15 protein-coding genes are annotated in these 14541 nt (G+C 72.7%); 5 read left to right on the top strand and 10 right to left on the bottom strand.

The features are described from left to right. Window positions 1–541, bottom strand: a 541-nt coding sequence (locus AOK09_RS29015; RefSeq protein WP_055590215.1) for a hypothetical protein, incomplete at its 3' end; no start/stop codon positions are given. An 89-nt stretch (window positions 542–630) separates the two neighbouring features. Here AOK09_RS29015 and AOK09_RS29020 point away from each other — a divergent pair. Then, window positions 631–1182, top strand: a complete 552-nt coding sequence (locus AOK09_RS29020) for a PadR family transcriptional regulator (protein ID WP_055590216.1) — start codon at window positions 631–633, stop codon at window positions 1180–1182. A gap of 134 nt (window positions 1183–1316) precedes the next feature. On the opposite strand, the gene AOK09_RS29025 is transcribed toward AOK09_RS29020, so the two are convergent. The 4 genes from AOK09_RS29025 to AOK09_RS29035 all read right to left on the bottom strand — a co-directional run bounded on the left by AOK09_RS29025 (window position 1317) and on the right by AOK09_RS29035 (window position 4058). Continuing rightward, a complete protein-coding gene (locus AOK09_RS29025; RefSeq protein WP_055590217.1) occupies window positions 1317–1946 on the bottom strand; it encodes an MBL fold metallo-hydrolase in 630 nt (209 codons plus the stop codon). After that, window positions 1943–3031, bottom strand: coding sequence for an S-(hydroxymethyl)mycothiol dehydrogenase (locus AOK09_RS29030; RefSeq protein WP_055590218.1), 1089 nt, complete (start codon window positions 3029–3031; stop codon window positions 1943–1945). Before AOK09_RS29030 ends, AOK09_RS29025 begins: the two co-directional genes overlap by 4 nt. A gap of 246 nt (window positions 3032–3277) precedes the next feature. Then, entirely contained in the window at window positions 3278–3433 is a 156-nt protein-coding gene (locus AOK09_RS40490) for a DUF6126 family protein (RefSeq protein WP_157876073.1), read from the bottom strand. Beyond that, window positions 3423–4058: a helix-turn-helix domain-containing protein gene (locus AOK09_RS29035; RefSeq protein ID WP_055590219.1), complete on the bottom strand. Its 636-nt coding sequence runs from the start codon at window positions 4056–4058 to the stop codon at window positions 3423–3425. Before AOK09_RS29035 ends, AOK09_RS40490 begins: the two co-directional genes overlap by 11 nt. 146 nt (window positions 4059–4204) lie before the next feature. Here AOK09_RS29035 and AOK09_RS29040 point away from each other — a divergent pair, with 146 nt between their 5' ends. Next, on the top strand, window positions 4205–4708 hold the full coding sequence (locus tag AOK09_RS29040) for an AMIN-like domain-containing (lipo)protein (protein WP_055590220.1): 504 nt from the start codon (window positions 4205–4207) through the stop codon (window positions 4706–4708). Window positions 4709–4759: 51 nt separating this feature from the next. Here the strand turns inward: AOK09_RS29040 and AOK09_RS29045 are convergent, their stop codons facing one another. The 3 genes from AOK09_RS29045 to AOK09_RS29055 all read right to left on the bottom strand — a co-directional run bounded on the left by AOK09_RS29045 (window position 4760) and on the right by AOK09_RS29055 (window position 8646). Next, a complete protein-coding gene (locus AOK09_RS29045) occupies window positions 4760–6385 on the bottom strand; it encodes an AMP-binding protein (protein WP_055590221.1) in 1626 nt (541 codons plus the stop codon). Further along, entirely contained in the window at window positions 6382–8064 is a 1683-nt protein-coding gene (locus AOK09_RS29050) for an AMP-binding protein (RefSeq protein WP_055590222.1), read from the bottom strand. The genes AOK09_RS29045 and AOK09_RS29050 overlap by 4 nt, the downstream gene beginning before the upstream one ends. 78 nt (window positions 8065–8142) lie before the next feature. Beyond that, window positions 8143–8646, bottom strand: a complete 504-nt coding sequence (locus AOK09_RS29055) for an HD domain-containing protein (protein WP_055590223.1) — start codon at window positions 8644–8646, stop codon at window positions 8143–8145. 78 nt (window positions 8647–8724) lie between these two features. On the opposite strand from AOK09_RS29055, the gene AOK09_RS29060 reads away from it, so the two are divergent. Both AOK09_RS29060 and AOK09_RS29065 read left to right on the top strand, forming a co-directional pair. Then, window positions 8725–9111: a VOC family protein gene (locus tag AOK09_RS29060; RefSeq protein ID WP_055590224.1), complete on the top strand. Its 387-nt coding sequence runs from the start codon at window positions 8725–8727 to the stop codon at window positions 9109–9111. A gap of 158 nt (window positions 9112–9269) precedes the next feature. After that, on the top strand, window positions 9270–10793 hold the full coding sequence (locus AOK09_RS29065) for a hydrolase (RefSeq protein ID WP_055590225.1): 1524 nt from the start codon (window positions 9270–9272) through the stop codon (window positions 10791–10793). Window positions 10794–10872: 79 nt separating this feature from the next. Here AOK09_RS29065 and AOK09_RS29070 read toward each other — a convergent pair whose 3' ends face one another. Both AOK09_RS29070 and nicT read right to left on the bottom strand, forming a co-directional pair. Then, a complete protein-coding gene (locus AOK09_RS29070; protein ID WP_055590226.1) occupies window positions 10873–11805 on the bottom strand; it encodes a hypothetical protein in 933 nt (310 codons plus the stop codon). Window positions 11806–12058: 253 nt separating this feature from the next. Next, complete coding sequence (gene nicT / locus AOK09_RS29075) at window positions 12059–13195, bottom strand: Nickel transporter NicT (RefSeq protein ID WP_079063520.1); 1137 nt, start codon at window positions 13193–13195, stop codon at window positions 12059–12061. 351 nt (window positions 13196–13546) lie between these two features. On the opposite strand from nicT, the gene AOK09_RS29080 reads away from it, so the two are divergent. Further along, the coding region (locus AOK09_RS29080) for an ArnT family glycosyltransferase (protein ID WP_157876074.1) at window positions 13547–14541 on the top strand (995 nt) is incomplete at its 3' end.

Here is a 14541-nt window from a genome sequence, read left to right on the forward strand (position 1 = left end):
GGGCGGCGGCGGCCTTGCGGGCGCGGAGGGTGAAGACCACCGGGACCGCGAAGCCGAGCACCTTGACGCCGATCAGCGCGGCGGTGGCGTGCGGGGCGGCGGCGGCCAGGCCCCACAGGGCTGCGGCGGTGGCGGTGAAGGAGGCGGCCCAGACCGCGGTGATGACCACGTTGACGCGGCGGAAGGCGGGGTGGTCCCAGAGCTCGGGCGGCGTCATGGTGCGGGCGATGCCGAGGGTGAAGGGCCGGCGTACGGCCAGGGAGCCCCAGGCGGTGAGGGCCAGCCAGCCCATCGACAGGGCGGAGCCGTAGGCGGTCAGCGGGGAGTGCGGGACGGCCCAGGAGTAGGCGGTGGCCGCGGCGAAGTAGAGCGCCGCGCTGAGCTCCATCACCAGTTCGTCGGCGCGGTGGCCTGCGCGGAGGTCGGAGAGCAGCAGCCAGACCGCGAGCAGCAGCGCGGCCGGGGCGCCGTAGCGCCAGTCGCCGTTGGTGGCGATGACGGCGAAGGCGATCCACGGCAGGAAGGTGCGCAGATAGCGCATGTCCGGCTCCTCGATATTCCAGTAGCGACAGGTCAAAGTTAGAAGCTCCAGTCACGACATGTCAAGGCTGGAATGTTAGGATCCGGAGCATGAGTCTTCGCCACGCCGTCCTGGGCCTGCTGGCCGACCGCTCCGGCAGCGGATACGACCTGCTCCGCACCTTCCAGAGCTCGCTGGCCAACGTCTGGCCGGCCACCCAGAGCCAGCTCTACACCGAGCTCAACAGGCTCGCCGACGCCGGACTGGTCGCCGTCACCGCCGAGGGGCCGCGCGGCCGCAAGGAGTACGCGATCACCGACGCCGGGCGTACGGAGCTGCACCACTGGCTGCTGGAGGTGGAGCCCGAGCGGCAGCGGCGCAGCGAGAGCCTGCTGCGGGTGTTCTTCCTCGACCAGGTCACCCCGGAGCAGGGGCGTACCTACCTGGAGCGCGAGGGACGTGCCGCGGCCGCCGCCCATCAGGGCATGCGGGAGCTGGCGGAGCGGATCGACGCCGACCCCGACCCGCTGGCGGTCTACGGCAGGCTGGCCCTGGAGTGGGGGTTGCGCTTCACCCGGATGCAGCAGGAGTGGGCGCAGTGGGCGGCGGAGCAGATCACCGAACGGGGCCCGCAGCCGCAGGTGCGTCCCCCGGGGCACTGACGGCCCGGCCCGGGACCTGGAGGGGCCCCGGGCCGGTCTGCGGATCGGCGGCCGTGGCCGGTGACCGCGGTCGGTGGTCGCCGCCGGCGGCCTCCGTCAGTGGCCGCCGTCAGTGGTCGCGGTCGGCGGCGCCGTCAGTGGCCGCGGTCGATCCACTCCTGCAGGTGGGGCTGCTCGGCGCCGATGGTGGTGGAGTCGCCGTGCCCGGTGTGCACGACCGTCTGCGGCGGCAGGGTCAGCAGCCGCTCGCGGATGGACTCGATGATCGTCGGGAAGTGCGAGAACGACCGGCCGGTGGCCCCCGGTCCCCCCGCGAAGAGGGTGTCCCCGGTGAAGACCGCGGAGAGCTCCGGCGCGTACAGGCAGACCGCGCCGGGGGCGTGGCCGGGGGTGTGCAGCACCGTCAGCCGGGTCCCGGCGACGGTGAGTTCCTGCCCGTCGGCCAGTTCGCCGTCCGGTCCCCGGTCCGGGTGGGTCTGCCGCCACAGCGGCAGGTCGTCGGGGTGCAGCAGGATCGGGGCGCCGGTACGGGCGGCGAGCGCCGGTGCGGCGTCGATGTGGTCGTTGTGGGCGTGGGTGCAGACGATCGCGGACAGCCGCCGGCCGTCCAGCGCCCGCTCGATGGCGCCGGCGTCGTGCGCCGCGTCGATCACCAGCGCCTCGGTGCCGTCGCCGACGATCCAGACGTTGTTGTCCACCTCCCAGGTGCCGCCGTCCAGCGAGAAGGTGCCCGAGGTGGTGAGGTGGTCGATCCGGGCGGTCATCCGAACTCCACCACCGAGCGCAGCACATCGCCGTGCTGCATCCGGGCGAAGGCGCCCTCGATGTCGTCGAGGGCGATGGTCTCGCTGACGAAGGCCTCCAGGTCCAGCCGCCCCTGGAGGTACAGGTCCACCAGCATGGGGAAGTCACGGGACGGCAGGCAGTCGCCGTACCAGGAGGACTTGAGCGCGCCGCCGCGGCCGAACACGTCCAGCAGCGGCAGCTCCAGCTGCATCTCGGGGGTCGGTACGCCGACCAGCACCACCGTGCCCGCCAGATCGCGGGCGTAGAAGGCCTGCCGGTAGGTCTCGGGCCGGCCGACGGCCTCGATCACCACGTCGGCACCGTTGCCGTCGGTGAGCGCACGGATCGCCTCGACCGGGTCGGCGGCACGGGAGTTGACGGTGTGGGTGGCGCCCAGCCGGCGGGCGGTCTCCAGTTTGCGGTCGTCGACGTCCACGGCGATGATCCGCCCCGCACCGGCCAGCCGGGAGCCCATCAGGGCCGCCCCTCCCACACCGCCGCAGCCGATCACGGCCACGCTGTCGCCGCGGCCCACACCGCCGGTGTTGATGGCCGCGCCCAGCCCGGCCATCACCCCGCAGCCCAGCAGTCCGGCCACGGCGGGGGAGGCGGCGGGATCGACCTTGGTGCACTGCCCGGCCGCGACCAGGGTCTTCTCGGCGAAGGCGCCGATGCCCAGGGCCGGGGTGAGCTCGGTGCCGTCCTCCAGCGTCATCCGCTGGGCGGCGTTGTGGGTGTTGAAGCAGTACCAGGGCCGGCCGCGGCGGCAGGCACGACAGCTGCCGCACACCGCACGCCAGTTGAGGATGACGAAGTCACCGGGGGCGACGTCGTCCACCCCCTCCCCCACCGACTCGACCAGGCCCGCCGCCTCATGGCCGAGCAGAAAGGGGAAGTCGTCGTTGATGCCGCCCTCGCGGTAGTGCAGATCGGTGTGGCACACACCGCAGGCCTGCACCTTGACCACCGCCTCACCCGGTCCCGGGTCCGGGACCAGGATGGTCTCCACGGAGACCGGCTCGCCCTTCCCCCGGGCGACCACACCTCGGACCTGCTGTGCCATGGCACCTTCTCTCGCAGTGGGAACGCTTGCGGGGAGGCCGTACCTCCCCGTCCGGCCTGCCAGTCTGCTCCGGACCCGCGCCCAGGGAAAGATCATCCACCGCGCCCGTCACCTGATCGGCGCCCCGAGGCGCCGCCGGCGGCGGCAGCGGCGCGCCCGCCCGGGCGGTCGGCGACGGGCGGCGCGCCGGTCCGGTGGGTGGTGCGCCGGTCAGCCGGTGCGCCGGTCAGTCGGCCGGTGCGCCGGTCAGTGGCGGGCGCCGACGGCGAACATCAGGAAGAGCAGCGCGGCGAACAGGTGGACCGCGGCGATGTAGATGAAGACCCGGAGGTAGACCCGGTTCCCGGTGGGCTTGCCGGCGTCCTCGGTCACCCGGGGAGTCGAGGCGGCGTCAGCGGCCATGATGAGGTTCCTCTCTGGCGGGGTGGGGACCGATGCAGAGTTCGCCCAGCGGGCTCTGCAGCAGGGTGTGGACGAAGAGCAGCTCGGCGCCGTCCGCGGAGGCGGCGGCCAGCCGGTGGGGCGTGAGCGAGTCGAAGTGCGCCGCGTCCCCGGGTTCCAGCAGCTGCACGGTGTCTCCGAGGGTCAGCCGCAGCCGCCCGCCGGTGACGTACAGCCACTCCTCGCCCGGGTGGATGCGCACCACCGCGTCCTGGACGGCGGGCGGGATGTGCACCCGCAGGGCCTGCATGGCGCGCCCGGGGGCGCCGGCCCGGCGGTAGCTCCAGCCGCCGGCGCGGCCGGGCTCCATCAGGCCGCCGCGCACCACCGCGTCACGCTGCTGGGGCTCTTCCCCCAGCAGTTCGGCGACGGTGGTCGAGTAGGCTCGGGAGAGGCCCAGCAGTACGGGGAGCGAGGGCTGACGGCGTTCGGTCTCCAACCGGGACAGATACGCCGGGGAGAGGCCGACCCGTGCGGCGGCCGCCTCCAGGGTGAGGCCGCTGCGGTGGCGCTGCTCCCGCAGGCGGGCGCCGAGACCCTCGACCTCCTGGCCCGCGCCGGGCTCGGGCCCGATGCTCTCGCTCATGGCTCCAGTGCACAGCGATCCTGCCTCAGAGGCAAACCTTTGTGCCTGTGAGGCAAACCCAGGGGACGCAACCACGAGTGGCGAACACACGTCCTACGCGATAAGACAGCTGTAGTCCCCGAATCCACCCCGACAGGGGGGACATCATGCCCGTTCCGACGCCCAGCGCGACCGCAGCCCGAGCAACGGCCCTCGCCGCCGCCGGCATCCTCCTCACGGCGGGCAGCGCGCTCGCCGCCCCCGCCCCCGCCGCACCGCGGACCTCCACCGCCCAGGTGGTCAACGCCCGGCTGGCGGGCCATCCCACCTACGACCGGATCGTCATCGACGTCAAGGGCAGACTGCCCGACGCCACGGTCAAGCAGGTCCCCCAGCTGCTCTACGACGGCTCCGGGGAGCACGTCCCGCTGGCGGGCAAGGCGTTCCTGCAGATCGCCCTCACCCCCGCGGCGGCGCACAACACCGCCGGCGACCCCGTCTACCAGGGGCCCCGCCTGGTCAAGCTGCACCTGACCCGGATCAAGGGCTTCGCCAAGATCGGCGACTTCGAGGGTTATGTCACCTTCGGTGTCGCCCTGGACAAGGCGTCCTCCTGGACGGTTCAGCGGCTGGGCTCCCCCAGCCGCCTGGTGGTGGACATCCGGCACTGAGGGTAACGGCGCGGGAGGCGGCGTCCGTACGGCGCCGCCTCCCGCGCCCGGTCACAGACCCAGTTCCCGCACCGCCCGCTCGCGCAGCTCCACCTTGCGCACCTTGCCGCTGACCGTCATCGGGAAGGACTCCACCACCCGCACATGGCGCGGCACCTTGTAGTGGGCCAGCCTGTCCCGGCAGAAGTCGGCGACCTCCTGCGCACTGAGCGTCCCGGCGGGGTCGCGCAGCACCACGAAGGCACAGACCTCCTCGCCGTACCGCTCGTCGGGCACCCCCACCACCTGGACGTCCGCGATCGCGGGGTGGGTGTGCAGAAACTCCTCGATCTCCCTCGGATAGACGTTCTCCCCGCCGCGGATCACCATGTCCTTGATCCGGCCCACGATGGTGAGGTAACCGTCCTCCCGCATCACCGCCAGGTCCCCGGTGTGCATCCAGCGCGCCGCGTCCACCGCCTCCGCGGTGCGCTCCGGCTCGTTCCAGTACCCCAGCATCACCGAGTAGCCCCGGGTGCAGAGTTCGCCGGGCTCACCACGCGGCACGGTGGCGCCGGTCGCCGGGTCCACCACCTTGACCTCGGTGTGCGGCATCACCCGGCCGACGGTGGCGGTGCGGCGCTCCAGGTCGTCGTCACGGCGGGTCTGGGTGGAGACCGGCGAGGTCTCGGTCATCCCGTAGCAGATGGAGACCTCGCTCATGTGCATGTCGGCGGCCACCCGCTTCATCACCTCCACCGGGCAGGGCGACCCGGCCATGATGCCGGTGCGCAGCGTGGAGAGGTCGTAGGAGGCGAAGTCCGGCAGCCCCAGCTCGGCGATGAACATGGTGGGCACCCCGTAGAGGGAGGTGACCCGTTCGGCCGCGACCGCCCGCAGGGTGGCGGCGGGGTCGAAGGTGGGCGCGGGGATCACGATGCACGCCCCGTGGCTGGTGGCGCCGAGGTTTCCCATGACCATGCCGAAGCAGTGGTAGAACGGGACGGGCAGGCAGACCCGGTCCTGCTCGGTGTAGCCCACCAGCTCGCCCACGAAGTAGCCGTTGTTGAGGATGTTGTGGTGGGAGAGGGTGGCGCCCTTGGGGAAGCCGGTGGTCCCCGAGGTGTACTGGATGTTGATGGGGTCGTCGCAGGAGAGCTGGGCCTCCCGCGCGGCGAGCGCCGCCGGGTCCACCCCGGCCCCCGCCTCCAGCAGCCCCTGCCAGGAGGGGTCGGCGATCCAGACGGCCTCCCGCAGTCCGGGGCAGCGCGGCCGGACCTCCTCCACCATGGCGCGGTACGCACTGGTGCGGTACTCGGTCTGGGACACCAGCACGCCGACGCCGGACTGGTTGAGGACGTACTCCAGCTCGTGGACCCGGTAGGCCGGGTTGATGTTCACCAGCACGGCGCCGATCCGGGCGGTGGCGTACTGGACCAGCACCCACTCGGGGCAGTTGACGGCCCAGATGCCCACCCGCTCGCCCTTGGCGACCCCCAGGGCCAGCAGGCCCAGGGCCACCTCCGCCACCGCCCGGTCGAACTCCGCGTAGGTCCAGCGGCGGCCGGAGGGCACGTCCACCAGCGCCTCGCGGTCGGGGTGGGCCGCCACCGTTCGGGCCAGGTTGACGCCGATGGTGTCGCCGAGCAGCGGAAGGTCCGATATGCCGCTGGTGTAGGAGAGCTGCCGTCCGGTCACCGGAAGTCCTCCTCGCGGTACTCGGCGCCGGTGGTCAGGCCCTGCTCCTCACGGCCGCGCAGCTCAATGCGGCGGATCTTGCCGGAGATGGTCTTGGGGAGTTCGGCGAACTCCAGCCGCCGGACCCGCTTGTACGGGGCCAGCACCTCGCGTGAGTGGGCGAAGATCGCCTTGGCGGTCTCCGGTCCGGGCTCCCAGCCGGCCGCCAGCGCCACATAGGCCTTGGGCACCGCCAGTCGCAGCGCGTCCGGAGCCGGGACCACGGCGGCCTCGGCGACGGCCTCGTGCTCCAGCAGGGCGCTCTCCAGCTCGAAGGGGGAGATCTTGTAGTCCGAGGCCTTGAAGACGTCGTCCGAGCGCCCGATGTAGGTGATGTACCCGTCGGCGTCGCGGGCACCGATGTCGCCGGTGCGGTAGTAGCCGCCCGCCATCGCCTCGGCGGTCAGCTCCGGGTCGCCCGAGTAGCCCGTCATCAGGCCCACCGGCCGCTCCCCGGTGAGGTCCAGGCAGATCTCGCCCTCGTCGCCGGGCTCTCCGGTGACCGGGTCCAGCAGCACGACGGCGAAGCCGGGCACGGGGCGGCCCATGGAACCGGGCTTCAGGGGCTGGCCGGGGCTGTTGGCGATCTGCACCGAGGTCTCGGTCTGGCCGAAGCCGTCCCGGATGGTCACCCCCCACTCCCGCCGGACGTGCTCGATGACCTCCGGGTTGAGCGGTTCCCCGGCCGCCACCGCGGTCCGCGGCGGGGTGGCCAGGCCGCCCAGGTCGGCCTGGATGAGCATCCGCCACACGGTCGGCGGGGCGCAGAAGCTGGTGACGCCGCAGCGCTCCATCTCCGCCAGCAGCCGGTCGGCGTCGAAGCGGGTGTAGTTGTGGATGAAGACGGTCGCCTCGGCGTTCCACGGCGCGAAGAGGTTGCTCCAGGCGTGCTTGGCCCAGCCCGGCGAGGAGATGTTGAGGTGCACGTCCCCCGGCCGCAGCCCGATCCAGTACATGGTGGACAGATGGCCCACCGGGTAGGAGACATGGGTGTGCTCCACGAGTTTGGGGCGGGCGGTGGTCCCGGAGGTGAAGTACAGCAGCAGGGTGTCGTCGGCGGCGGTGGGCCCGGTGGGGGTGAACCCCGCGGGCGCGTCGTAGGCCTCGGCGTACGGCAGCCAGCCGTCGGCGGTGCCGCCGACCGCGATGCGGGTGTACTCGCCCGGCACCGCGTCGAACTTGGCGGTGTCGGCGGCGCGAGCCACCACCACCCGGCCGCCGCCGCGGTCCACCCGGTCGCGCAGATCGGCCGGGCCCAGCAGGGTGGTGGCGGGGATGACCACCGCGCGCAGCTTCATCGCCGCCAGCAGGGTCTCCCAGAGCTCCACCTGGTTGCCGAGCATCAGGATGATCCGGTCGCCGGGCCGTACGCCCAGGCCCGCCAGCCAGTTGGCCACCCGGTCTGAGCGCTCGGACATCTCGGCGAAGGAGAACCGCTGCTCGGAGCCGTCCTCCTCGGCGATCCACAGGGCGGTGCGGTCGTTGCCGCGGGCGATCACGTCGAACCAGTCCAGCGCCCAGTTGAAGGACTCCGGCCGCGGCCAGCGGAAGTCCCGGTGCGCGGTGGCCCAGTCCTCCCGGTGGGCCAGCAGGAAGTCACGTGCCTCCCGGAAGGCGTCGCCGCCCGTGGTTGCCGTCATGGTCCCTCCAGATCGTCGCCCGAACTACTGGGCATCTTGGACCACCCGGCACCGGTCCCACTACCGTTGCCTGCGACTTCACCGCTCGCCGTCCCGGAGCAGCGCCGGGTTGACCCGGCGGACCACGGCCTCCACGTCGGACCGGGGCACGGCCCTCCAGAGGATCTCCCGGGCCCCGCCGTACTTGGCCGCCAGCTGTGCGCGCCGCTCCTGCGGGAGCTGCGCGGCGCGCTCCGCAAGGGAGTTGTGGGCATTGTCGGCGATCTTCACCAGGGTGGCGGCGTAGTCGGTGGCGACCTGGCGCACCATCTCCTCGTACGGCACCTCCGGGCGGTGGGTGAGCCGCTCCACCAGGGCCACCACGGCCGAGGGCACCCCGGCGGAGTGCAGATCGGCGGCGGTGAGGCCGGTGTCCTCCAGGGTGTCGTGCAGCAGTCCGGCCATCGCCAGGCCGGTGCCGAACGGCCGGACTCCGTGGGCGACCGCCCGTACGTGCTCCACATAGGGCTCGCCGATCTTGTCGATCTGGCCGCGGTGGGCCCGTTCGGCGAGGGCGTCGACATCTGCCAGGGAGAGGGTCATCAGGCGCTCCTGGGGTGACAGGGCCGGGGATCCGGTCTTCCACCGGTCCGCGAGGCGGCGGGCCGTAGGCTCGTTGCCGTGGTCCATGTACTGAGCAGCCGGGTTCTGCTGCGTCCCGCCGATCTTCCCCGTACCCGCGCCTTCTACCGCGATGCGCTGGGCCTGGAGATCTATCGGGAGTTCGGCACCGGCCCGGAGCGCGGCACGGTGTTCTTCCTGGGCGGAGGGTTCCTGGAGGTGTCGGGGCGGGCCGAGCCCGCGGCGTCGCCGGCGGTGCAGCTGTGGCTGCAGGTGGCCGATGTGCGGGCGGCGCACCGGGAGCTGTCCGGGCGCGGGGTGACGGTGGTGCGGGAGCCGGTGCTGGAGCCCTGGGGGCTGCTGGAGATGTGGGTCAGCGATCCGGACGGGGTGCGCATCTGCGTGGTGGAGGTCCCGGCCGACCACCCGCTGCGGCACCGTCCCTGACGCTCCGCCAGGGCCCGGCGGGGGCGACATGAACAGTTCAAGACACATTTACCTCCCACCCCTGGCAGCGCACGGGTCTACGCGCGGATACTCCTCTGCGGGCGTGCCCCCGCGCCCGGTCCCGAACCCTCGGCTCGACACCCCCGGAGGCTGTCACCATGCCCGGACCGCGCACCCCTGCCCGCCGGCGCCTGCTCGGCGCAGCAACCGCCCTGGCCGCCGCACTCGCCGGCGCCGCCGCCCTGCCCGCCGCCACCGCGGCACCCGCGGCGGCCGCGACCACCACCCACCGGGTGCTGTTCGACAACACCAAGGCGGAGACCGCCGGAAACGCCGACTGGATCATCAGCACCAGCCAGCCCGACCCGCTGGCGCAGAACTCCTCGCCCAGCAGCGAGACCTCCTGGACCGGCGCGCTGTCCTCCTGGGGCGTGGCACTCCAGCGGCACGGCGACTACAGCCTGAAGACGCTGCCCTCGGGCTCCACCATCACCTACGGCAACACCTCCAACGCCCTGGACCTCTCCAACTTCGACACCTTCGTGCTGCCGGAGCCCAACGTCCGGCTGAGCAGCGCGGAGAAGACCGCCGTGATGAAGTTCGTGCAGAACGGCGGCGGGCTCTTCCTGATCTCGGACCACAACAACAGCGACCGCAACAACGACGGCTACGACTCCCCCGCCGTCATCAACGACCTGCTCACCAGCAACGGCGTCGACAACACCGACCCCTTCGGCTTCTCCGTCGACCTGCTGGACGTCTCCACCGACAACCCCCGGGCGATCTCCGACAGCAGCAACCCCGTGCTGCACGGCTCCTTCGGCGCGGTCACCGGCAGCATCCTGCGGGACGGCACCACCTTCACCCTCAAGCCCGCCGACAACCCCGCCGTCAAGGGCCTGCTGTGGCGTACCGGCTACAGCTCCACCGGCACCACCGGGGCGTTCTTCGTCACCTCCACCTTCGGCAGCGGCCGGGTGGCCATCTGGGGGGACAGTTCACCGGCCGACGACGGCACCGGGCAGTCCGGCAACACCCTGTACGACGGCTGGAACGACCCCGCGGGCACCGATGCCGCCCTCGCCCTGAACGCCACCGAGTGGCTCTCCGGCGCCGGCTCCGGCAGCACCACGGGCGGAACCACCACCGGCGGCACCACGGGCGGGACCACCACCGGCGGCACGACGGGCGGCACCGGCGGCTGCACCGCGGCGCAGCTGCTCGGCAACGGGGGCTTCGAGTCCGGCAGCGCCTCGCCGTGGACCGTCAGCGACAGCGACATCCTCTACAGCGGCTCCACCGAGCCCGCCCACGCCGGCAGCTGGGACGCCTGGCTGAACGGCTACGGCAGCGCCAACACCCGGACCCTGGCGCAGCAGGTCACCGTGCCCAGCGGCTGCACCTCGGCGAAGTTCTCCTTCTACCTGCACGTCGACACGGCCGAGACCACCACCTCCACCGCGTACGACACCCTCAAGGTGCAGGTGCTCAACAGCGCGGGCAGTGTGCTCTCCACCCTGGCCACCTACTCCAACCTCAACGCCGCCGCCGGCTACACGGCCAGGAGCTTCGACCTGTCCGCCTACGCGGGTCAGACCGTCACCCTGAAGTTCACCGGGACGGAGGGGTCCACCAAGCAGACGTCCTTCGTGGTGGACGACGCCGCGCTCACCGTCGGCTGAGCGCCGCGAGACCGCTGCACCGCAGCTCCTTCCCGGGCCCGGCTCACGGACCTGGCCCCCGGGTACCCACGGCCCCGGCTCACGGGCTCGGGAAGGAGCCCTCGTCCAGGTCCGAGGTGGTGGCGTTGCCGCCGAACACCGGCTGCAGGGTGAGCCGCCAGGTGCTCCAGCGGATCTGGGTGCTGGTCACCGTGGTGGTGAAACGCAGCGGGTCGTCGAACCTGCTGAACCCGCAGTCCCTGGTGAAGCGTCTGGCCTTGGAGTCCCAGTCCCGGCCGCTGGTGAAGTAGACGGTGTAGGTGCCGTCCCGCACCCCGCGCACCTTGTAGTCCGCGCCCTTGCGGACATACACGGAGTACGCCGTCCGCTTCCCCTTGGCCAGGGAGATCACCGCGTCCTGGGAGCCGCCGTTCTCGATGGTGAGCTCGCCGCGGCCGGTGCGGCTGCCGTTGTGGACATAGCTGCCCGTGGACTTGCGGCGGTCCTGCCGGGCGCCGGTGTGCGGGGCGCGGTAGGACGTCCGGTAGCCGGCGCGGGCCAGCCGGGAGAGCGCCCCCGGCAGCGCCTTCAGCCCCTGGGAGGCGCCCAGTCCCGCCAGCGCCGCGGACGCCGTGCAGTAGTGCCTGCGGTCCAGGTCCGCACGGACCGACTCCAGGTCGGCGGCCAGTCGGGTCAGCGCCGCCACCAGGTCCCGGTGCGGCTGGGCGGCGTTCTGCGGCGGGCCCACGTCGTCGAGGCCGCGCGCCGCGTCGTCCGCCGCCTGCCGCGCGTCGGCAAGGCGGTCGCCCAGGTCGCCGACGCTCCTGGCCGCCGCGGCCCTGCCGAGCGCCCGGCCGACCGGGTCCACCAGACCGGCGAGCGACCGCCCGTAGGGCGTCGGGGTCGGGCTGGGCACCGCCGCGGAGGTGCTGGGGGCCGGTGCGGGCAGCCCCTCCCCCGTAGCGCCCGCGCCGCCGGCCGGTGCGCCGCCGCCCGAGTCGCAGGCCGCCAGCAGCAGCAACGCGGCCGTCACTGCGGCTGCGGTCCGTGCAGCGGTCCGTACGCCTGTCGAAGATCCCACCGCATGTCCCCCTCATGCCGTGTACGCCGCAGCGGCGGCGCAGCCCCCGAGGGCTCCTCCGCCCTTCCCGCCCCGTGTGCGGTGTCGGAGAGGCCCCAGCCGTCCCCAGGATCCCCAGCCGCCCGCGGCGGGGTCAACGGGCGCGCGGGGTGCGCCCCGGACACCCCGGCGCACGCGGTGGCGGCGGCGGCGGGCAGGCCGCGGCTCACGCCTCCTCGGCCGCTCCCCGGCGCAGGCCCTGGGTCCACTTCTCCTCGATCCGGCCGAACCGCCAGATCCCCAGCGCCACCAGCCAGGTCAGGACGAAGAGCCCGACGATGGCGTAGCCCACCAGGTTCAGGTCCAGGCCGCCGATCCAGCCGATCACCCCACCGCTGATGTCCAGCTTCTCGGCCACCAGCGACGTCAGCTCGATACCGCCGATGACGAAGGCCACCGCCACCGACAGACCGGTGATGGTGATGTTGTAGTAGACCTTGCGCACCGGCTTGGAGAACGCCCACTCGTAGGCGAAGTTCATGAACGAGCCGTCGATGGTGTCCAGCAGGCTCATCCCTGCCGCGAAGAGCACCGGCAGCGTCAGCAGGGCGTACCAGGGCAGCTGGAAGGCGGCCGCGCCCCCGGCGAGCACCAGCAGCGACACCTCGGTGGCGGTGTCGAAGCCCAGGCCGAAGAGCAGTCCGACCGGGTACATGTGCCAGGGCTTGGTGACGGCCCGGGTGGCCCGGCCGAGGATCCGGTTCATCAGGCCGCGCTTGTCCAGCTGCGCCTCCAGCTCGGCCTCGTCGTAGTCACCGGTGCGCATCCGCCGGAAGACCTTGAGGATGCCGGTCAGCACCCCCAGGTTGATCACGGCGATCAGCATCAGGAAGACACCGGAGACGGTGGTGCCGATCAGTCCGGTGGTGCGCTGCAGCGCGGAGCCGTCGTCCTCGACCTGGCCGGCCAGCGCCCTGACGCCGACGGCGAGCAGGGTGCAGAGGCCGAAGACCACGGAGGAGTGGCCCAGCGAGAACCAGAACCCCACCGACAGCGGCCGCTGCCCGTCGGACATCAGCTTGCGGGTGGTGTTGTCGATGGCCGCGATGTGGTCGGCGTCGAAGGCGTGCCGCATCCCCAGGGTGTAGGCGGTGAGGCCCATGCCGGCGCCGAAGACGACGCCGCCGACCTGGTGGTGCTGCGGTGCCACGATGGCCAGCAGGGTGAACCAGCCCACGACGTGGAGCAGCAGGACGAAGCCGCCCATCCCGGCCAGCCGAGACCACTCCTGCCGGGTGAGCCTGCCCCTGGGACGGCTGCGGGGAGCCTCGGTGGCCTCGGCCGGCACGCTGGCGGTGGTCATCGGACGGGTCCTCGTTCCTGGCTGGGGCGGTTCGACAGCCCGGCAATCCTTTCGCCTTCAGATCTCAACTGCAAGTCATGTGCAGCAGCGCACCACGTGCTGATCACCACAGCGCGTCCCGGAGGCGCGGTGCGGGTGCGTCCCGGGTCCGCGATCCGTCGGAGCGCGCCAGCGCCCCACCCGGCGCCCGGAACCGGCCGTGAGTCGCGCCGTGAGGACCCGCGCGGCGGCCCCCGGCCGGAACACACCCGGTTCACAGCCGGGTCTCACGAACGCCTCAGAAACGCTCGGAAGCCTGGAGCGCAGCGGCACCACCGCCCCGCACTCCCACCAGGACGAGGAACCCGACCGATGACCACGCACCTCCCCGATCCCTCGCCACCGCAGCCCGGGGCGCCGGTCCCGTTGATCGCGCCGCCGCCCGCCCTGCCCGGCGCGCCCGATGGCGGCCCCGGACCGGCGGACGAGCCGCCCGGCGGCCTGCGCGGACTCCCGGTGCGGCTGTGGCGGGGCCGGCCGGAGGACCCCCGCTGGGCCCGCCCGGCCCTGCTCGGCCTGCTGGCCGCCACCGCCGTGCTCTACCTGGGGAACCTCAGCGTCTCGGGATGGGCCAACTCCTTCTACTCCGCGGCGGTCCAGGCCGGCACGGTCAGCTGGAAGGCCTTCTTCTTCGGTTCCTCGGACGCGGGCAACTTCATCACCGTCGACAAGCCCCCCATGTCGCTCTGGCCCATGGAGCTCTCCGCACGCGTCCTGGGGCTCAGCTCCTTCAGCGTGCTGCTTCCGCAGGCACTGATGGGCGTGGCCACGGTGGGCACCGTCCACGCCGCGGTGCGGCGGCGCCACTCCCCCCGGGCCGCTCTGCTGGCCGGAGCGGTACTGGCGCTGACGCCGGTCGCGGCGCTGATGTTCCGCTTCAACAACCCCGATGCGCTGCTGGTGCTGCTGCTCGCCCTCGCCGCCTACGCGGTGCAGCGCGCCCAGGAGGCGGCCGGCACCCGGTGGCTGGTGCTGGCCGGGGTGCTCCTCGGCTTCGCCTTCCTCACCAAGACCCTGCAGGCGTTCCTGGTGCTCCCGGCGTTCGCCCTGGCCCATCTGGTGACCGCACCGACCGGGCTGTGGCGCAGGGTGCGGCAGCTGCTGCTGGCAGGTGCGGCCATGGTGGTGGCCGGCGGCTGGTGGGTCGCTGTCGTCGAGCTGATGCCGGCCTCGTCCCGGCCCTATGTCGGCGGCTCGCAGGACAACAGCTTCCTTTCGCTCACCTTCGGCTACAACGGCTTCGGCCGGCTCACCGGTGACGAGACCGGCAGCGTCGGCGGCGGCGGCGCGGGCCCGGGCGGCGGCGG

This window comes from Peterkaempfera griseoplana (assembly GCF_001418575.1).
Taxonomy (GTDB): domain Bacteria; phylum Actinomycetota; class Actinomycetes; order Streptomycetales; family Streptomycetaceae; genus Peterkaempfera; species Peterkaempfera griseoplana.